The 16010-nt window shown below is 74.4% G+C and carries 9 protein-coding genes; 6 read left to right on the plus strand and 3 right to left on the minus strand.

Features of this window, described 5'->3' with window-relative positions; all coding sequences use genetic code 11:
* Nucleotides 1-35: 35 nt before the first annotated feature.
* Nucleotides 36-2936, plus strand: coding sequence for an ATP-binding protein (locus ACGFIG_RS30005; RefSeq protein ID WP_393008617.1), 2901 nt, complete (start codon nucleotides 36-38; stop codon nucleotides 2934-2936).
* A gap of 160 nt (nucleotides 2937-3096) precedes the next feature.
* Nucleotides 3097-5358, plus strand: coding sequence for a catalase (locus ACGFIG_RS30010; protein WP_393008619.1), 2262 nt, complete (start codon nucleotides 3097-3099; stop codon nucleotides 5356-5358).
* A 312-nt stretch (nucleotides 5359-5670) separates the two neighbouring features.
* Here the strand turns inward: ACGFIG_RS30010 and ACGFIG_RS30015 are convergent, their stop codons facing one another.
* Together ACGFIG_RS30015 and ACGFIG_RS30020 are read right to left on the minus strand one after the other, a co-directional pair.
* Entirely contained in the window at nucleotides 5671-10014 is a 4344-nt protein-coding gene (locus tag ACGFIG_RS30015) for a S8 family serine peptidase (protein ID WP_393008621.1), read from the minus strand.
* Nucleotides 10015-10156: 142 nt separating this feature from the next.
* A complete protein-coding gene (locus ACGFIG_RS30020) occupies nucleotides 10157-10687 on the minus strand; it encodes an adenylate kinase (RefSeq protein ID WP_393008623.1) in 531 nt (176 codons plus the stop codon).
* Nucleotides 10688-10986: 299 nt separating this feature from the next.
* Here ACGFIG_RS30020 and ACGFIG_RS30025 point away from each other — a divergent pair, with 299 nt between their 5' ends.
* The gene (locus ACGFIG_RS30025) at nucleotides 10987-12078 is read left to right on the plus strand and encodes a hypothetical protein (protein WP_393008625.1); all 1092 of its coding nucleotides are present in this window, start codon (nucleotides 10987-10989) and stop codon (nucleotides 12076-12078) included.
* 83 nt (nucleotides 12079-12161) lie between these two features.
* Here the strand turns inward: ACGFIG_RS30025 and ACGFIG_RS30030 are convergent, their stop codons facing one another.
* The gene (locus ACGFIG_RS30030; protein WP_393008627.1) at nucleotides 12162-13304 is read right to left on the minus strand and encodes a M20/M25/M40 family metallo-hydrolase; all 1143 of its coding nucleotides are present in this window, start codon (nucleotides 13302-13304) and stop codon (nucleotides 12162-12164) included.
* Between the two features lie 95 nt (nucleotides 13305-13399).
* Here ACGFIG_RS30030 and ACGFIG_RS30035 point away from each other — a divergent pair, with 95 nt between their 5' ends.
* The 3 genes from ACGFIG_RS30035 (at nucleotide 13400) to menC (ending at nucleotide 15997) form a co-directional block, all read left to right on the plus strand.
* On the plus strand, nucleotides 13400-14122 hold the full coding sequence (locus tag ACGFIG_RS30035) for a GNAT family N-acetyltransferase (protein WP_393008629.1): 723 nt from the start codon (nucleotides 13400-13402) through the stop codon (nucleotides 14120-14122).
* Entirely contained in the window at nucleotides 14119-14802 is a 684-nt protein-coding gene (locus tag ACGFIG_RS30040) for a MurR/RpiR family transcriptional regulator (protein WP_393008631.1), read from the plus strand. The genes ACGFIG_RS30035 and ACGFIG_RS30040 overlap by 4 nt, the downstream gene beginning before the upstream one ends.
* Before the next feature lie 70 nt (nucleotides 14803-14872).
* Nucleotides 14873-15997, plus strand: coding sequence for an o-succinylbenzoate synthase (gene menC / locus ACGFIG_RS30045; protein ID WP_393008633.1), 1125 nt, complete (start codon nucleotides 14873-14875; stop codon nucleotides 15995-15997).
* The last annotated feature ends 13 nt before the right edge of the window (nucleotides 15998-16010 follow it).

Here is a 16010-nt window from a genome sequence, read left to right on the forward strand (position 1 = left end):
GGCTGCGGCCCACCTCCTCGGATAGCGTGCGCAGTGTGTACCGCTCCTCGAAGTTCATCGGTCGGGACGTCGAGCTCCGCAGGGTGCACAAAAGCCTTGAACTGGCGCAGTCGGGGCGTGGCGGTGCGGTGTTCGTGGTCGGCGAGAGCGGCGTCGGCAAGTCCCGCCTCGCGTCGCGGATCGCGGAGATGGCCACCGCGGCGGGCATGCGGGTGATGCGGGGCCGGGGCAGCACGATCGGCACCACGGTGCCGCTACGCCCCCTGACCGAGGCGCTGCTGTCGCTGCTGCGCTCCGGCCCGGTCGACCCCAGCGTGCTCGGCCCGTACGGCCCGATCCTCGGCCGGCTCGTGCCCGACTGGGGTCGGCCGCCGGCCGATCAGGAGAACGCGTCCCTGGTGATCCTCGCCGAGGCCGTCCTCCGGCTGACCGGGGTGGCCGGCGCGGGGCGGGGGTGCCTGATGCTGCTCGACGACCTCCAGGACGCCGACACGGAGACGTTGACGGTGCTGGAGTACCTCATCGACAACCTCGCCCTGCAACCCACCCTGTTGCTGGGAGCCATCCGGGCGGAGCCCTGCGCGGCGTCGACCATCGCCCGGTCGGCCGCCCAACGCGGACAGTGCACGCTCATCGAGCTGGGCCGGCTCGACGACGACGAGCTGCGGCAGATGGTCGGCGCGTGCCTCGACGCCGACCCGCAGCGGGTGCCGGCGGCCGCGCACGCCCTCGTCTCGACGGGCAGCGGCGGCAACCCCTTCCTGATCGAGGAACTCGTCGCCGGCATGGTCGACGGCGACCTGCTGATCGAGGGCCCCGACGGCTGGCGGATGTCCGAGAAGCCGGCCGCCGGCCTGCCGAGCACCCTGGCGAGGGGCATGGCGCAGGGGGTCGAGCAGCTCGACAGCCAGGCCCGGGAGCTGCTCTCGATGGGCGCGCTGCTGGGTCACCGCTTCCCGCTGGCCGTGGTGCAGGCGGCCACCGGGTTGAGCGAGCGCGGCGTCCTGGACCACCTGGGCGGTGACGTCGCGGGGCGGCTGGTCACGGTCGACGACCAGCTCACCGACTGGTACGCCTTCCGGCACCGGCTCACCCGGGAGGCGCTGCTCACCCTGCTCGGCCCCGCCGACCGGGCCCGGCTCGCCCGGCGGATGGCCGAGGCGGTGGAGGTGGTGTTCCCCGGGCTACCCGGCGAGTGGTGCCAGGTGTCGGCCACCCTGCACCTGGAGGCCGACAACCCGGAGACGGCCGGCGAGCTGTTCACCGAGGCGGGCCGGCGGGCGATCGCCCAGGGCGGCGCCACCACGGCGGTCGCCCTGCTGGACCGCGCGATCAGCCTGCTCGGCGAGAATCCCGTGGCGCGCGCGGCGGCCCTCGAAGCCCTGCTGCACGCCCTGGCGGAGGCGGGGCTGGTCGAGCGGGCGCTCGCCTCGGTCAGCACCCTGGACCAGATCGGCGGCGTCGATCCGCGCCGGCGGGCGCAGCTGCACACCCGGCTGGCCTGGGCGGCGACGGTCGCCGGCCGGTCGGCCGAGGGGCTGGCCCAGGTGGAGCAGGCGCGCGCCCTGCTCGGCCCGGACGCCGCCGCGGAGGACACCGCCCCGGTCGACGTGGTCGCCGCCCACCTGGTGCTGGACACCGCCGGCCAGGACCAGCTCGCCACCGCCGAGGCGCTGGCCCGCCGGGCCGCCACCGTCGCCGAGACCGTGCCGCTGCCGGTGGTGGCCTGTCAGGCCTGGCAGCTCCTCGGCGCGTTGATCCGGCACCGCGACCCGGCGGAGGCGACCCGCTGCCTGGAGCGGGCCCTGGCGATCGCCGCTCAGCACCGGCTGCCGATCTGGGAGATCCACGCGCTGATCCGGCTCGGCAACGACGACGCGCTGCGCGACGCGCGCCTGGACCGCCTCGAACAGGCCCGGGAGCGGGCCTCCCAGGCCGGTGCGGTGACCGCGCGTCACCAGGCGGAGGCGAGCCTCGCCCTGCACGCGGTGCTGCGGGGCGACTTCGACACGGCGGCCGCTCTCGTCCAGCAGGTGCTGGCCGCCACCACCCGGCTGAAGCTGCTGGAGACCACCCAGTACGTGCTGCTGGTCAGCGCCGTCCTGGCGGCGCACCGGGGACGGCGCCGGGAGATGGAGCAGGCGCTGGCCGAGTTCCGCCGCTGGAGCGGCGACCAGGCCCTGCACGCCACCCGCGTCCACGGTCTGGCCAGGGCCTTCTGCGCGTTGCTGGAGGAGGACCGGCCGCGCGCCCTCGACGAGTTGGCCCGCGCGTTCAACGCCGAGGAGCAGAGCCCGACGGTCTTCCACCTCTCCGGCCGGCACGGCCTGCACCTGTTGCTCCAGGTCATGTCGGGCGAGGCCGGCTGGCCGGCCTACGAGGCGGTGCAGGGCGACTCGGCGAGCAGGTTGCGCTGGGACCTGCAGTTCGCGCTCTTCGCGAAGGCGGTGCTGCTCGGCCGCTCCGGTCGGCCGGAGGCGGCGGCGCAGGCGGCGGCCGAGGCGATGCGCGCCGGGGCGCCGTACGCGATGGGTCGGCACCTCGCCCTGCGGCTGGTCTGCGAGGCCGCCCTCGCCGACGGCTGGGGAACGCCCGTGCAGTGGCTGCGCGCCGCCGAGGAGCACTTCCACTCGAGCGACGTGCCGGCCGTGGCCAGCGCCTGCCGGGCCCTGCTGCGGCGGGCGGGCGTACGCCTGACGCAGCGCCGCTCCGGCGCCGGCGACATCCCCGCCGAGCTGCGGTCGGTGGGCGTGACGGTGCGGGAGTTCGAGGTGCTTCGGCTGCTGGTCGGGCGGCTGAGCAACCGGGAGATCGCCGCCCGGCTGCACCTGTCCCCGCGCACGGTGGAACGGCACGTGTCCAGCCTGTTGGGCAAGACGGGTCTGCCGAACCGGATCGCGCTCAGCGAGTACGCCGCCGAGGTGGAGAGCGCCTGACCGGCCGCGTCGGCGCGCAGGGACGGCCGACACGCGGAGCCGGGGGTCGGCGACCGGCACCGGTGGTCTCCGTCATGGTCGCGTCCCCGTTTCCCCCGCCCGGCTGGGGGTACGGGCCAAGACGCCTGCTCAACGCCACTTTCACGGAGGAACTCGCCAGATGGATGCCAGCAAGCCCGCCAAGGCGGTCAAGGACGTCGTGGAGGCCGCCGCCGGGAAGGTCGCCGACGTGCTGACCCCGGACGTGCCCGGTGCGCCGGGCAGCGCCCCACCGACGGTCGAGGAGCCGACGACGCCACACGGCCCGTTGCCGCCCAAGAAGGAACAGGGCGCCCCCGAGACCCGTACGCCGACCGGCGCGGCGACCGGCGCGCCGACGACGGCCAACGGTCAGCAGGGCGCCCACCTCACGACGTCGCAGGGGACGCGGCTGCGCGACACGGACCACTCGCTGAAGGCCGGGCCGCGCGGTCCGATCCTGCTCCAGGACCACCACCTGCGCGAGAAGATCACCCACTTCGACCACGAGCGCATCCCCGAGCGCGTCGTGCACGCGCGTGGCGCCGGCGCGCACGGCGTCTTCGAGGCCTACGGCACCGCCGAGGGTGTGACGAAGGCCGGCTTCCTCGCGAAGGGCAGGACGACCAACGTCTTCGTACGGTTCTCGACCGTCCTCGGCTCGCGCGGCTCGGCCGACACGGTCCGCGACACCCGCGGCTTCGCGACGAAGTTCTACACCGACGAGGGCACCTTCGACCTGGTCGCCAACAACATGCCGGTCTTCTTCATCCAGGACGCCATCAAGTTCCCGGACATCATCCACGCCGGCAAGCCGCACCCCGACCGGGAGATCCCGCAGGCGCAGAGCGCGCACGACACCTTCTGGGACTTCGTCTCCCTGCACACCGAGGCGCAGCACCACACCATCTGGAACATGTCCGACCGGGGCATCCCGCGCTCGTACCGGACGATGGAGGGCTTCGGCGTCCACACGTTCCGGCTCGTCAACGCCGCCGGCGAGACGGCGTTGGCCAAGTTCCACTGGAAGCCCAAGCTGGGCGTGCACTCCCTGACCTGGGAGGAGGCGCAGCTGCTGGGCGGCATCGACCCGGACTTCCACCGCCGGGACCTGTACGACGCCATCGAGGCCGGCGCCTTCCCCGAGTGGGAGCTGGGCCTGCAGGTCCTGCCCGACACCCCCGAGGAGACCTTCGCCGGGATCGACCTGCTCGACCCGACGAAGCTCGTGCCCGAGGAGTTGGCGCCGGTGCAGCCGGTCGGGAAGCTGACGCTCAACCGGACCCCGACGAACTTCTTCGCCGAGACCGAACAGGTCGCCTTCCACGTCGGCCACCTGCCGCCGGGCATCGACGTCACGAACGACCCGCTGTTGCAGGGGCGGCTGTTCTCGTACGTCGACACGCAGCTCACCCGGCTGGGCGGGCCGAACTTCTCGCAGATCCCGGTCAACCGTCCGCACGCCCCCGTCAACGACATGCTGCGCGACGGCTTCCACCAGCAGGCCGTGCACGCGGGTGTCGCGCCGTACCGGCCGAACTCGCTCGACGGCGGCAACCCCTTCCCGGCCGGGGACGCCGACGGCGCGTTCGTCGACGTGCCGGTGCAGGTGGCGCAGGCACCCAAGGTACGCGCCAACCCGGTCTCGTTCGACGACCACTTCAGCCAGGTGCGCCTGTTCTGGCTGAGCATGTCGCCGGTCGAGAAGGAGCACATCATCCGCGCCTACACCTTCGAGCTCGGCAAGTGCTACCACCAGGCGATCAAGGAACGCCAGCTCCAGTGTCTCGCCAACATCGACCCGGTGCTGTGCGCGGAGGTCGCCACCGGCCTGGGCCTTCCCGCACCGGAGCCCACCGTGCCGCTCGCCGACGTCGCGCCCAGCCCCGCGCTGTCGCAGGTGGGCGGGCGCTGGCCGGCCGACGGCCGTACGGTGGGGATAGTCGTCGACCCCGCCGCCGGGCTCGACGGCGTCGACGAGGTGCGCCGGGCGGTCTTCGCCGCCGGGATGGTGCCGCTCCTGGTCGCCCCGCACGGCGGGATGGTGGGCGACCTGCCCGTGCAGCGGACCTTCGCCACCGGCCGCTCGGTCGAGTTCGACGTGCTCCTGCTGGCCGGGGCACCGGCGCCCGCACCGGACGCGTTGCCGGCGCGCGACGCCAAGGCGGGCGCGGCGGACTCCGCCACCGTGGATCCGCGGGTGCTGCTGCTGGTCGACGAGTGCTGGCGCCACGCCAAGGCGATCGGGGCGTGGGGCGCCGGCGTCGACGTGCTGCGGCAGGCGGGGGTCGCCGGCACGCCCGGCGTCGTCACGGGTGGCTCCGGGGCCGAGGTCCTCACCGCCGTGCAGCCCCTGCTGGCCGCCCACCGGACGTGGGAGAGGTTCCCCGCCTCGGTCGCCTGACCCGTCCGTACGTCGACGAGGGCCGTCCCCGGCAGCATCGGGGGCGGCCCTCGTCGACGCTCCACGGATCCGCCGACCGGCGGCCCGTCCACCGGAGCGGTCAGCCGCCCGGGCAGCGGGTGTCGCCGCCGCTGCGCTCCTGGCAGGTCGTCGGCGCGGGGACGTACAGCCTGGCGGAGCCGGCGCTGCGGGACGTGAGTCCACGTACTCACCGCGCGCCGACCGGAGACCGACGGCCCGCCGGTGCGCGCGCGGGGCGGGCGCACCGGCGGGCCGGGTCACGTCAGCGACGAGCCGGGCGGGGTGGCCCGCTCACCACCCCCGGCACTGGCCGGAGGCCGGGCCGCCGACCGTGTTGGGCACCCCGCCGTCCACCGGCGGCGGCTGGTTGCCCACGCACCGCAGCGGCCCGTCGATCCGGTTGCCGGAGATCACGACGGGCGTGTCGCCGGTGCGGCTGTCGACCACGCTGACAGGGCCGGTCACCCGCGTCCCGGCGATCAGGACCCTGCCGGTGACGCCGGTGACCGAGAGCGGGCCGTCGATCCGGCTGCGCGTCAGCTCCACCACCGAGGCCCCGGTGGCGGTCACCGGCCCGACGACGCCGGCGTCGAGCGCGACCAGCCCCGCGCCCCGGCCGACGCTCACCAGCCCGGAGACCGCGGCGCCGGGCGCGAGGCAGGCCACCCCGGCGTCGACCCGCAGCGGGCCGCGGCGCTCGCCGTCGACCACCTGGGTGCAGGTCTGGTCGGTGACCTCGAGCGTCACCGGCAGCGTCACCAGGGGGGTGCTGGGGTCGTCGCTGGTCACGCAGAGCTGGGCCCGGTACGTGCCGGCGGCCAGCCCGGTGCTGTCCAGCGAGATGGTCACCTCGCTGGACCTGCCGGCGCCGGTGCCGGCGGACGTACGCGACGCCGTCAGCCACGGCACCTCGTCGGGCGTCACGCACGGCTGGAGGTCCGGCAGCCGTACGTGGGTGATGAAGCGGGCCGCCCCCTTGTCGTTCTCGACCTCGACCAGGCGGCCGGAGCGGTCGATCTCGTGGACCCCCTTGGAGCTGGTGGTCAGGATGTTGCCGTTGCCGAGGGGGTGCACGCCCTGGTACCCGGAGCCACCGGGCGGCGCGTAGACGCCGACCAGCTTGCCGGCGCGGTCCATCTCCCAGACCCCGGCGGTGGAGCCACTGCCCCAGCTCGCCGCGAGCACGTTGCCGTTGGGCAGCTCCGCGAGCTGGCCGGGCCAGCTCAGCCCCTCGAAGAAGCGGGCGTTGGCGCGGGAGCCGTCCTTCGTGAAGCTGTGGATGGCGTCGCTGTCGCTGGCGGAGACGAGCATGTCGTCGCCGCGGAACAGGATCCCCCAGGGCCCCTTGAGCCCGTCGGCGCCCGGGGCGACGAACGTGCCCAGGTATCTGCCCTCGGCGTCGAACTCGACAACGGAGTGGGCGTTCGCCTGGGAGGCGACCGTCACCAGCACGGTGCCGCGCGGCGAGAGCGCGATGCCCCGGGTGTTGCCCATGATCGTCGGATCCGCCAGTCCGCCGGCGGGGGCGAAGACACGCCGGAAGCTGCCGTCCAGGCCGTGCTCGGTCACCACCGAGTTGACCTGGTCGGACATGAGGAAGCCGCTGCCGTCCGGCTTGGCGATGACCTGGAACGGCGTGTAGAGGCTGCTGGTCGGGTCGAACTTGACGTGCGGGATGAACTGCGGGTCGATCAGCCTGCCGGTCTGCGGATCGAACGCCATCACCCCGCGGGTGGCGCTGCCCGAGTTCGGGATCAGCAGGACACCGTCACGCAGGAGCCGGATCCGCTCGTCGTCCGGGCCGGCGTCCGGGTCGTCCAGCCGCCAGTCCAGCACGCCGTGCCCCGCGTTGCGTACCGCGACCTTCTGGCTGGTGACCAGCCCGGCCGGCTGCCGCGCGGAGAGCGACGTGGGTGCCACCTCGATCTTCGGCACCGGCACCACCGTCAGTTCCAGCGCGATCGTCGTCGTCGGCTGGTCCTGGTCGTTGCTGGCCAGGCACAGGTTCGCCCGGAACACGCCGCCGTCGTCCAGACCGGTCGAGTCGAGCGTGATCTCGATGTCCTGGCTCTTGAACGCGCCCAGCGTGCCCTGCGCCGGGGTCACCTTCACCCAGGTCGGCCAGGCGCAGTCGTCGCCGTCGCCGGTCGCCCGCCAGGTGAGCTCGGCACCGCCGGCGTTGCCCACCTTGACCGTGTGGCTCTCGTTCCGCGCGACGTCCATGCTGGAGCTGAGCGCGGTCTTGTCGACCGTCAGGTCCGGAGCCGCGGGCAGGACGGCGACCGGGAAGTGCGCCTGGGCGATCGGCTGCCCGTCCGGCGCGTGCCGGGCGTCGGTGGTCAGGTCGATCGCACCGAAGAGCCAGTTCTTGCGGGCGGTCCCGGTGACGTCCAGGGTGATGGTCAGCTCCTGGCTGGCGCCGGGCGCCAGGGTGAACCGCGCCGGCGCGACCGTGATCCGCGCGCCGGCCGGGGCCTGCGGCGTGACCTGGTAGGTCGCGGCCACCCTGGCCACGCTGGACACCGTCCGGGTGAAGGTGCAGACCTTGAGGCAGTGGTGCTCGACCACGGCCGGCAGGTTCAGCGTCTGCGGGTCACCACCGGCGTCGGGGTTGGCCGCGACGAAGTTCGCGGCGGTCTCGTCGAGCACGATGCCGGTCCGGGCGGCCTGGGCCAGGTTGATCCGGCCGGAGCCCATGTCGAACGCGTCGGCCGGCGTGCGGCCGTCCTCCTTGACCACCCCGTCGCGGTCCGCGGTGACCGCCAGCGCGGAGCGGATCCGCGTCGGCGACCAGTCGGGGTGCAGCGCCGCCAGCAGCGCGCCGGCGCCGGCGACGTGCGGCGACGACATCGACGTGCCCTGCATGAAGGCGTACGTGGCCGGGTTGTCCTTCGCCGCCATGGTGGCGGCGAGGATGTTCCGGCCGGGGGCGGCCACGGTGGGCGCGAGCATGTCGAACTTGCTGGGTCCGCGCGAGCTGAAGTCGGCCACGACGTCCGTCCAGTCGCCGTCGCGCAGCACCTCGCTGCCGGGGTCGACGCGCACGGTGACGGGGCTGTCGGTGGCGGCCGCGTGGTCGCGCAGCCGCTGCCCGTCGGCGAGGGAGACCATCACGGCGGGGATGGTGGTCCCGGCGAGCGCGCCCATCGTGATCGGCGGGCCGCTGTACTGGTTGTGCACGACCACGCCGGTCGCGCCGGCGGCGGTGGCGTTCTTGACCTTCACGGAGAAGTCGCAGCCGCCCCGGGGCAGCAGGGCGACCCTGCCGCTGAACGCCGCCGCCGGGAACGGGAGGCATGCCTGCACGTTGTCCGCGTCGACGGCGCCGGAGTACCGGATCGCACCCTCGATGGGCGGGTTCGGCGAGTTCTCCCCGATCACGGCGGCGATGCCGGTGAGGGGCGCCGGAACGGGCGTCGGGCCGGTCACGTCGAGCTGGTGGGCGATGACCCGCTCGTGGCTGACCGCGGCGACGGACATGTTCCACGGCGCGGTCTTCGCGACGGTGCTGGCGCCCGGGCCGCTGTTGCCGGCGGAGGCGGCGACGAAGATTCCGGCCGAGTACGCCTCCAGGAACGCCTGGTCGACGAGGTCCTTCCAGGGGTCGTCGCGACCGGAGATCGAGTAGTTGAGGACGTCCACGCCGTCGGCGATCGCCTGGTCCACGGCGGCGATCGTCGCCGAGGAGAGGCAGCCGAGGACCATGCAGACCTTGTAGGAGATGACGTTGGCCCGCGGCGCGACCCCGGAGACGGTGATCTTGTGCGTGCTGGTGCCGACGGTCATGGTCGCCTCGTGCCGGTTGCCGGCGGCGGTCGAGGCGGTGTGGCTGCCGTGGCCGTTGTCGTCCCGGGCGTCGGTGCCGACCATCGACCAGGCGCCGATCAGCTTGTCGTTGCAGATCGCCTTGTGCTGGGGGTGGCTCGGGGCGCAGACGCCGACGTACGTGCCCGCGCCGTACGGGTTGGTGTGCCGGTAGCCGTCGCCGTCCACCGCCGCGAACGACGGGTGGTCGGGGTTGATACCGGAGTCCAGGATCCCGACGATGGCGCCCTCACCACGGGTGCCGACGTTCTCCGCCGTCCTGCCCTCCCACACCGCGGGCGACTGGATGAGCGCGTTGCTGGTGTCGGTCGTCAGCTCCAGGACCTCGTCAGGCACGACGGTGCTGACCCCCGGCAGGCCGGACAGGTGCGCCGCCTCGTCCGCGCTGACCTCGACCGCCAGGCCGTTGACCACGTTGCGGTAGGTGTGGGCGACCCGCACGGAGCGGCCCAGGACCGCCTCCATCTCGTCCACCAACGTGTCCTGCTGCCGCGCCAGTTCCTGCGCGTAGGAGGTGCTCGCCGCGGACCGCGTGTCGATCCTGCCGGTGCGTGCCGGCCTCGCCTGCGAGGCGGCCACCACCGACGGCTTGTCCAGCTGCACCAGCCAGAGCCCGCTCTTGGGCTGCGCCTTGCTCGACGCCGGGCGGGCTGACCTCTCGGCTGTCGTGTCGCCCGCTGGCAGCGGTGCCGCGACGACCGGGGTGGGGGCCACGGCGAGCAGCACGGTGCCCGCCGCCACGGCCGCGACCAGCCGGACCGGTGTCCGCCAGCGGGAGGGGAACGTTCTTCGACCGGAGGACGGTGCCACGGTGAGCTCCTAAGTCACGTCGGCGGCGCGCTGGGTGCGGTCCCGCTGCCTGCCAGAGCCGGGAGGGAGGTCGCTGGGTGCGATCGGGTGAAACCTAGGTGATCACGAGGACCAAGGCAATGGTGTACGTCCATGCGTACGGTCATCGGCGGGTCAGGCCGGCCAGCCAGCGCTCCAGCTCCGCCGGGGAGCGGAACAGCAGCACGGGCGGCCCGGCGGGATCGGCCTGCCAGGCGCGCATCCGCCGCCGGGCCCGGCCGAACGCGGTGACGTGCCACAGCAGGATCGAGTCGCGGGACAGGACGCTGCCCAGCGACTCGCGGTTGCCGTTGCAGATCTCCTCGCCGCTGACGAGCCGGCCCGTGGTGCGCCGCAGCAGCCGCCAGAAGGAGAGCCAGCGCGGATAGTCCAGGCCGACGACCAGGTCGGCCCGCGCCAGCACCACGTCCCGCCAGCCGTGGTACGCCCCGTCGAGGATCCAGCGGTCCCGCCGGCAGACCGCCTCGATCCGGCTGCGCTGCTCCGCCACCGGCACCTCGACCCAGCCGGGCCGCCACAGCAGGTCGTCGACGGGGTGCCAGGGCAGCCCGAGCCGCTCGGCCAGCCGCGCCGCCAGGGTGGACTTGCCGGCGCCGTACACCCCGTAGACCAGGATGCGGGCCGGTGCGGTCATCGCGGCAGCGTACGCCGTCGTGGCGACCGGGTCCCGGCCCGGTACCGCCGCACGCGGTGGGCGCGGCCGCTCCGGGCGGTGGGCCGACGGCGATCCGGATCGCGGCGGCGTGCGGCGGGCCGCGACGGGGGCGTAGCGCTCGGGCCATACACTCACTGCCTGGCCACACGCGCGCACCGCGACTCGGGTCGGGTAGTTGCACCAGCGTGGGGCGGTCGCGTGCGGCCCTGCCCGGGGTGGCTCACCGGAGCGCGGACCGGCACCGGCCCGCCCGGCGTCCGGCACTGAAGGGACTGCTGGTGAGGCGACGAGGCAACGGGACCCGGCGACTGCGGCTCGCGGCGGGGACGGTGGTGGCCCTCGCCGTCACGGCGGCCCCCGGCGCCGCCGTGGCCGACCCGTCGCCCGCCGCGGCTGCGGGGACTCCGGTGTGCGAGGTGCGCGGCGGCCGGCTGAGCGAGATCTCCGGAATGGCCGTGACGGACAGCGGGTACGTCATGATCAACGACGGCGCGGACGACGAGGCCCGCCGCCGCATCTTCTTCCTCGACGAGCGGTGCTCCGTCGTGCGGAGCGTGTCCTATCCGTCCCGTCCCCGCGACACGGAGGATCTCGCCGTCGGCGCGGACGGCACGATCTGGGTGGCGGACACCGGCGACAACGACCGCTCCCGGCAGACGATCGGGGTGTGGAAGCTCCCGCCGGGAGCCGACCGGCCGGTGTTGCACCGCATGGCGTACCCCGACGGCCCGCACGACGTCGAGGCCCTGCTCGTGACGGGCGACGACCGGCCGCTGGTCGTGACCAAGCACTCCGCCAACCTGTACGCCCCGAGCGCCGGGCTGCGTCCGGGCACGACGACCCCGCTGGTGAAGGTGGGGCGGGTCCGGCTGCCGGCGTCCACGACGAGCAATCCCTTCGGCGCGCTCGGCCGGGCGGTGGTCACGGGCGCCGCCACCGCGCCGGACGGGCGCCGGGTGGTCCTGCGCACCTACGCCGACGCGTACGAGTTCGACGTCCCCGACGGCGACGTGGTCGCCGCGCTGACCGGCGGGACACCACGGGTCATCGGCCTGCCCGACGAGCCGCAGGGCGAGTCGGTCGCCTACAGCCGCGACGGTCGGTCCCTGCTGACCGTGTCCGAGACCGCCAACCAGCCGCCGGGGACGCGGCCCACGATCCTGCGCTACCCGCTGCCGGCGGCCGCCGCGTCCCCCACCCCGCCCGCGACGCCCACCACGCCCGCGTCGACGGCCCGCGCCGCCCGCGACGAGACCGGCCGCTCCGGCGGCGTGGGAACCTACCTCGTGGCGGCCGGAGCGCTCGGGCTGGCGCTGGTCGCCGTGGCGCTCGTCGGCTGGACCCGTACCCGGCGGGCCAGGGCGCGCTGACCCTGGGCGCGACACGTCAGCCGCCGCAGTGGACCGTCCGCCCGGGCGGATGCGGGAGGCCCCGCAGCGCGCGGGCGCCCCGGTCAGGCCCCGTGCCCGCGACCTGCGGTGTCGAGCCCGGTGAGCAGGGCGGCCAGCAGCTCGGTGCGCGCGCCGATGCCGGCGGCCGAGACCCACTCCTGCCGGGCGTGCGCGCCACCGCCGGGCGGGGCCAGCCCGTCGACGGTGGGGCGGCCGAGCGCGCCCGTGGTGTTGGTGTCGGCGGCACCGTCCGCCGGGTGACCGGCGAGGCGTTGGCCGAGGTCGGCGGCGATGCCCACGATCCGGTCGAGCAGGTGGGCGCCCGCCTCGTCGGGCTGCCAGGTGGGCCGGTGCGAGAGCAGCCGGGTGGTGAGCCGGGCGCGCTCGCGTACCGGACGCAGCGCCCTCAGGCCGGCGAGGACGGCGTCCTCGTTGACCGGATCGGTGAAGCGGAGCCCGAGGTCGGCGTGGGCCTCCCCGGCGACCACGTTGGTCCGGCCGCCGCCGGCGACGGTGCCGGTGTTGAGCAGCACCGGCCGGTCCGCGACGAGGGCGCGGACCCGCACGAGCTGGTCGACGAGTTCGTCGATGGCGTTGACCCCGGCGTCGGGGTCGAGCGCGGCGTGCGCCTCGACGCCGGTGACCTCGATGCGGACCCGGGTGCTGCCGCGCCGGCCGGTCTTGAGGTCGCCGCCGGGGTGCGGCGGTTCCAGGCCGAGCACCGCGCGGGCCCGGGCCGCCTCGGCCCGGACCAGCCCGGTGGCGGTGGGTGAGCCGATCTCCTCGTCGGCCACGACGAGGACCCTGACCTCGGGGTGCGGGGCGCCCTGCCGCGTGACGCGTGCCGCCGCCGCGAGCAGTGCCACGATCCCGGCCTTGGTGTCGTAGACGCCCGGGCCGCGCACGGTGTCGCCCTCGACGGACCAGGGCATGGTCGACAGCGTGCCGACGGGCCAGACGGTGTCGTAGTGGGTCAGCAGCAGCACCGGATCGCCCGGGATCCCCCGCGCCGGGAGTGTCCAGACCAGATGGTCGCCGCTCGGGTGCGACTCCCGGGCGGTGTCGAAGCCGGCGCGGGCGGCGTCCGCGTCGAGGACGTCGGCCAGCGCGGCCAGCGCCCGCCGGTCGCCGGTCGGGGACTCGTGCAGCGTGTAGCGGTGCAGCGTGTCGAGCGCGGCATTCGGGCCTGACGATGACGGAGACACATACGGACACTATGTTCGGTCCGACACCTTGTCAACGAGCAGTCACTGGGGCAGTCTGGGCGACATACGATCGCTATCTTTCGGAGGGCGGCCCGATGGTCGATGACACCCACGGCATCGTGGCGCGTGACCTCACCGGGCTGGCCGAGTGGACGGCGGCGTCGGCGCTCTACCGGTCCGTCTTCGGCTACGAGGGCCCCGAGCACGCCGTCAGCCCCCGCCTCCTGGCCGCGCTCGGCGAGAACGCCGGGACCGCCGTCGGCGCGTTCGACGTGGACGGCTCCCTCGTCGGCTTCTGCTACGGCTTCACCGGCATCGAGCACGGCGAGCCCTACCACTACTCCCAGGCCGCCGTTGTCGACGCGCGCGCACAGGGGCGCGGTGTCGGCCGCCTGCTCAAGCACGCCCAGGCCGACGCCGCCCGGCGCGCGGGCGTACGCACGATGCGGTGGACATTCGACCCGTACGCGCTGCGCAACGCGCACTTCAACCTGAACGTGCTGGGCGCCGTCGGGATCCGGTTCCTGCCGGACTTCTACGACGACGGCGGCAGCGACCGCGTCCTGGTGCGGTGGGACCTCGACCGGTCCGGCGACGGCACCCGGGCCTCCGCTGCCGAAGACGGACACGAGGCCGGACACACCACGGTGGACTCGCCCGCCGACGACCGTACCGCCGCTTGCGGCCCCGACGACCGGGCGCGGCTGCGGCAGGCGCTGGTCGACCGGTTCGCCGCCGGCGGGCGGCTCGTCGGCCTCGCGCGGCCGGCGGACGCCCCCGGCCGCGTCAGCTACCTGTTCGCGGAGGATGAGGCATGACCACGACGAGAACGACGCCCGCGGAGCGCTTCGACCGCAACGTGCAGCGCAGGTCGGCGCGGGTGCTCAAGCAGCGGGTCCTGGAACAGCAGCGCACCGAGTTCACCAGGGCGCTGGCGTGGGCCGCCGAGCAGGACGCGATCGAGCGGGCCGCGGCTCTCATCGTGTCTGCCCGGCGCCGTTACCTGATCGGCCACGGCAAGTCGCTCGGCTTCGCGTCCCTGCTCGCCGCCGACCTCAGCGCCGGGCTCTCCGGCGTCCACCTCGTCGACGGCGCGGCGCTGCGGGCGCTCGACGTGCTCGGCGACATCCGCCAGGGCGACCTGCTCGTGGCCGTCTGCATGGCGCGCTACCGGCGCGAGACCATCGACGTCGCCTCCGCCTACGTCCGGCACGGCGGTCAACTGGTCCTCGTCACCGACGCCGAGGACGCGCCGCTGGCCACGAGCGCCGCCGCCCGCATCGTCATCGGCGCCGACAGCGCCTCCTACGCCAACTCCCCCACCTCGGTGGTGCTCGCGCTGCACCTGCTCGCCACCCTGACCATCGCCAGTTCCAAGGGGGCCGGCCGGCGCCTGCGCGAGCGTGACGCCCTCGCCGCCGAACTCGGCCTCTACGCGGAGCGACCGAGTCACCCCGGCCCGGACGGCAACGCCCGAGACCGGGACGGTGTCGCGTGACCGGCCACGGTCGAGGCGGCGCGCCCGTCCACGGGCCGGTCCGGGGCCACCGTCACGGCGGGGTGACGGCATGAGGCGGATCGAGGTCGTCGAGCTGCGGCGGGTCCGCCTGCCGCTCGTGCACCGCTTCCAGACCAGCTCCCACGCCAAGCGCGAACTGGAGCACATCCTGGTCACGCTCACCGGCACCGACGGCGCCGTGGGCTGGGGCGAGATCGCGTCGCCGAGCGGCCCGTTCTACTGCGCCGAGACCGTCGAGAGCTGCTGGGCGGTCGCCCGCGACCACCTCGCGCCGATGGTCCTGCGCACCGGCTGGGAACACCCGGCGGACCTCGCGGCGACGCTCGGCAAGGTCCGGGGCAACCACTTCGCCCGCGCCGGTTTCGACGTCGCCGCCTGGGCGCTCTGGTCCGCCGCCGGCGGCGTCCCCCTCGCGTACGCGCTGGGCGGCCGGCGCGGCCACGTCGAGGCGGGCGTCTCCCTGGGGATCGAACCCACCGTCGACGACCTGCTCGCCCAGGTGCGGCTGCGGGTCGACGAGGGCTACCGCAGGATCAAACTCAAGATCGCGCCCGGCTGGGACGTCGAACCGGTGCGCGCCGTCCGCGCGGCGCATCCGGACGTGCCCCTGCACGTCGACGCCAACGGCGCCTACCAGGACGTACCCGAGCACCGGGCCGTCCTGAGGCAGCTCGACCGCCTGGGCCTGCTGATGATCGAGCAGCCGTTCGCGCCCCGGGACCTCGTCGCACACGCCGCCCTCCAGGAACGCATCGACACCCCCGTCTGCCTCGACGAGTCCGTCGAGGAGGTGGACGACCTCGTCACCGCGCTGCGCCTGAAGGCCGTACGCGTGCTCAACGTCAAGGTCTCGCGGATGGGTGGACTGACCCACGCCGTACGGGCGCACGACCTCGCGCGCGAGCACGGGGTGCCGGTGTGGTGCGGCGGGATGCACGAGTTCGGCATCGGACGGGCCGCCAACGTCGCGCTGAGCGCGCTCGCCGGCTTCACGCTCCCCTCGGACGTCTCCGGCTCCGACAAGTACTACGCCCGCGACGTCACCACCCGCCCGATCGTGAGCACCGACGGGCTCGTCGAGGTGCCCACCGTGGCCGGACTCGGCTGGGACGCCGACCTGGCGTACATCGAGCAGCGCACCACCGAGCGGCTCGTGCTGCGATCTCCCGGGTAGCCTGACCGGCACC

Origin of the sequence: Micromonospora sp. NPDC049048 (assembly GCF_043197615.1) — a bacterium.
Taxonomy (GTDB): Bacteria; Actinomycetota; Actinomycetes; order Mycobacteriales; family Micromonosporaceae; genus Micromonospora.